The sequence below is a fragment of the Marilutibacter maris genome (assembly GCF_006546735.2).
Taxonomy (GTDB): Bacteria; Pseudomonadota; Gammaproteobacteria; order Xanthomonadales; family Xanthomonadaceae; genus Marilutibacter; species Marilutibacter maris.
The window spans coordinates 1-3,534 of the sequence record NZ_VICD02000255.1 but is presented as its reverse complement, the minus strand read 5'-3'; the positions used below and the strand labels follow the sequence as shown (position 1 = coordinate 3,534).

3 protein-coding genes are annotated in these 3,534 nt (G+C 68.3%); 1 reads left to right on the top strand and 2 read right to left on the bottom strand.

Annotated elements, in window-relative coordinates:
* Positions 1-314: 314 nt before the first annotated feature.
* Positions 315-1,442 (bottom strand): fatty acid desaturase family protein, encoded by a 1,128-nt coding sequence (locus FKV24_RS14885; RefSeq protein ID WP_111266120.1) that lies wholly within the window; start codon positions 1,440-1,442, stop codon positions 315-317.
* 17 nt (positions 1,443-1,459) lie between these two features.
* Positions 1,460-2,563 carry a ferredoxin reductase gene (locus tag FKV24_RS14880; protein WP_141482947.1) on the bottom strand — a complete coding sequence of 368 codons (1,104 nt, stop codon included), beginning with the start codon at positions 2,561-2,563 and terminating at the stop codon, positions 1,460-1,462.
* Positions 2,564-2,761: 198 nt separating this feature from the next.
* Between FKV24_RS14880 and fabR the strand changes: the two genes are divergently transcribed.
* Positions 2,762-3,352 (top strand): HTH-type transcriptional repressor FabR, encoded by a 591-nt coding sequence (gene fabR / locus FKV24_RS14875; protein WP_223250352.1) that lies wholly within the window; start codon positions 2,762-2,764, stop codon positions 3,350-3,352.
* The last annotated feature ends 182 nt before the right edge of the window (positions 3,353-3,534 follow it).

Genomic DNA, 3,534 nt, shown 5'->3' with positions numbered 1-3,534 from the left:
GGATATCGTCCCCCCCTGAGTCAAGGGGCGATTCGCATCGCAGATGCGAATGGGGTGTGGAAGCGCAACGGGGGGCCCGAGGTCTGCGCAGCAAGACTTGGGGGATTCCCGGGCGCAGCCCGGGGATCGCGGCTTACGCCGCTCCTACGGGACAGGGACGGGCCCGCCTCACTGAGTCAGGGGCGGCCCCATCCTGTAGGAGCCGCGTCGGCCGCGATTGAACATCCCGGTGAACGCCTGACGCCGCGCCCACACGCGTCCGCGCAAACGCCTGCCGTTGCCTCAACGCCGCGCGCCCGGCACGGCCAGCGGATTCAGGCGCCGGCCGCCAACGCCGCGCCGCGGCGCGGACGGCTCGGGAAGGCGTGGCGCAGGATCCGCCAGGTGACCTGGCCGAACTGCTTCGGCAGCGAACCGGTGTTGTAGTGCTGACCGTAGCGCGCGCATATCTCGCGCACCTCGACCGCCATCCCGGCGTAGCGGTTGGCCGGGATGTCCGGGTAGAAGTGGTGTTCGATCTGGTGGCTGAGGTTGCCCGACAGCACGTCGATCACCGCGCCGCCGGAGATGTTCGACGAGCCGCGCAGTTGGCGCAGATACCAGTGCCCGCGCGATTCGTTCTTGATCACTTCGCGCGGGAAGGTCTCCGCATCGGCGGTGAAGTGACCGCAGAAGATGATCACGTAGGTCCAGACGTTGCGGATCAGGTTCGCGACCACGTTGCCCAGCAGCACCGGCAGGAAGAACGGCCCGGCCAGGGCCGGGAACACCACGTAGTCCTTCAGTGCCTGGCGGGCGATCTTGCGGCCGACCGGGCGGAACTTGCGCCACAGCTGCGAGCCGCTCATCTTGCCCTGCACCCAGCGGCCGAGCTTGAGGTCCTGGATCGCCACGCCCCATTCGAACAGCAGCGCGAACACCGGCGCGATGATCGGCTGCAGCAGGAAGAACGGCTGCCACTTCTGCTCCGGGAAGATCCGCAGCAGGCCGTAGCCGATGTCGTCGTCCAGCCCGCGCACGTTGGTGTAGGTGTGATGGCGGAAATTGTGGGTCTTGCGCCAGGCCTCGGCGGTGCCGACGATGTCCCATTCGTAGGTCTTGCCGTTGAGCTGCGGGTCGCCCATCCAGTCGTACTGGCCGTGGATGACGTTGTGGCCCAGCTCCATGTTCTCCAGGATCTTCGACAGTGCCAGCAACAGCACGCCGGCGATCCAGGCGGGCAACAGCACGCTGTGGACGAAGGCGCCGAGGAACAGCAGGCCGCGACCGGCGACCTCGGTATAACGCACCGCCTTGACGATGTTGCGGATGTAGCGCGCGTCGCGCGCGCCGAGGCTGGCGACGGTGCGGGCACGCAGCGCGTCGAGCTCGGCGCCGAAGGCGTCCATCTCGGCGATGCTCAGCGGGCGACTCTTGAAAGGTTTGCGGGCGGTCTTGCTCATTCGGGATTCGGCCTTCTTCACAGGTCGAGGGTCAGATCGGTGGCGGCGCTGTGGATGCAAAGCTTCAGCGCCTGGTTGTGCTCGTGATCGAGGTCGCCACTGGGCAGGTGGCGCACGCTGCCGGCGGACTTGCCGCAGGCGCAGGTGTTGCAGATGCCCATCCGGCAGCCCGACGGCGGGCGCACGCCCTGCGCCTCCAGCGCCGACAGCAGCGGCTGTCCGCGCGGCACCGTCAGCACCCGGCCGCTGCGGGCCAGGGTCACGTCGACCTCGCCCTCGTCGACCACCGGCGTTTCCGGCGCGGTGAACGCCTCGGCCTGGAAACCGCGCACGCGTCCGGCCAACAGGGCGCGCGCGGTCTCGACGAAGCCACCGGGACCGCAGACCATCACCTGGCGCGCATCGAGATCGGGAACCAGCGTCGACAGGCGATCGTCGATGCGACCTTCGTGCTCATCGTCGGCAGCGGCCGCCTCGCGGGTCAGCAGCAGCTGCAGATCGAAGTTCGCATGCGCGGCCGCCAGCCGCCGCAGCTCGTCGACGAAACACAGCTCGTCGCGACGGCGAGCCCAGTAGCACAGGGTCAACGGCGTCGGCATGCCCTGCTCCGCCAGTGCGCGCAGCATCGCCATCAACGGTGTGATGCCGCTGCCGGCGGCGAGGAACAGCCACGCTCCGGAAACGGTCCGCGGCAGCACCATCTCGCCAAACGCCTGGCCCAGCTCGACGATGTCGCCGACCTCCAGACCGTCGAACAGGCGCGGGCTGACCTTGCCGCCGGGCATCGCCTTGACCGTGACCGCGATTAGGCCGTCGCCGCGCGGCGGCTCGGACAGGCTGTAGCTGCGGGTGACGCGGGCACCGTCGACCTCGACCCCGAGGTTGAGGTGCTGGCCGGGGCGGAACCCGGCCCAGTGCCGGTTCGGACGCAGCAGCAGGGTCACCGCGTCGACGGACTCGCGGCGGCGCTCGACCAATTGCGCCAACGGGCGCTCCCAGGTCCACAGCGGATGCAGCCTTGAGGACCAGAAATCAAAGACTTGCGGCGCAACGAAAGGCGACAACAAGCGCTTGAGACGGGGTCTGGGTCGACGTCGCGACGGGCGGACACGTGCATTCATGACGGTGACTATACCAGCGTATGGACGCACGTATATACAACCGTATATTAATTACAGAACGATGATCACCTTCCCCGCAGGCCGTTCAGACTCGTCATACTCCCTACCGTGACCATCGCTCCCGCCAACAACGCCGCCGACGCCAACCTCTCCGCCAGTGCCGCGCCGGAGGATCACGGCCCGGGCCGCAAGCCGTCGATCTCGCGCGAGGACATCCTGGCCGCGGCGCTGAAGCTGATCGGCCCCCACCGCAGCGTCTCGACCCTGAGCCTGCGCGAGGTCGCCCGCGAGGCCGGGATCGCCCCCAACAGTTTCTACCGCCAGTTCCGCGACATGGACGAGCTGGCGGTGGCGCTGATCGATCTGGCCGGACGTTCGTTGCGACACATCATCGGCGAGGCGCGCCAGCGCGTCGCCGGGGGCAAGCGCAGCGTCATCCGCAGTTCCGTCGAGGCGTTCATGGAGCAACTGCGCGCCGACGACAAGCTGCTGCACGTGCTGCTGCGCGAAGGCACGGTCGGCTCGGACGCGTTCAAACAGGCGGTCGACCGCGAGCTGCAGTTCTTCGAGGAGGAACTGCGACTGGACCTGATCCGCCTGGCCCGGCTCGACCATGCGACCCTGCACGAGCCGGCGCTGGCGGCCAAGGCGATCACCCGCCTGGTGTTCGCGGTCGGCGCGACCGCGATGGACCTGCCGCCGGAAAAGGATCCGGAGCTGGTCGAAGAGCTGTCGACGATGGTGCGGATGATCGTGACCGGCGCGCGGGCACTGCCGCCGGAGCGCTGAACACCGGCGCCGGAAGCGGCGCGGTCCATGGGCAAACCCATCGCGGCTCACGCCGCTCCTACGAAATGCGATACAGCATGGACCCGGCCCCCTGAGTCAGGGGGCGATTCGTGCCGCAGGCACGAATGGGGGTGTGGAAGCGCAACGGCGGGGCCCAAGGTTTGCGCAGCAAACTTTGGGAG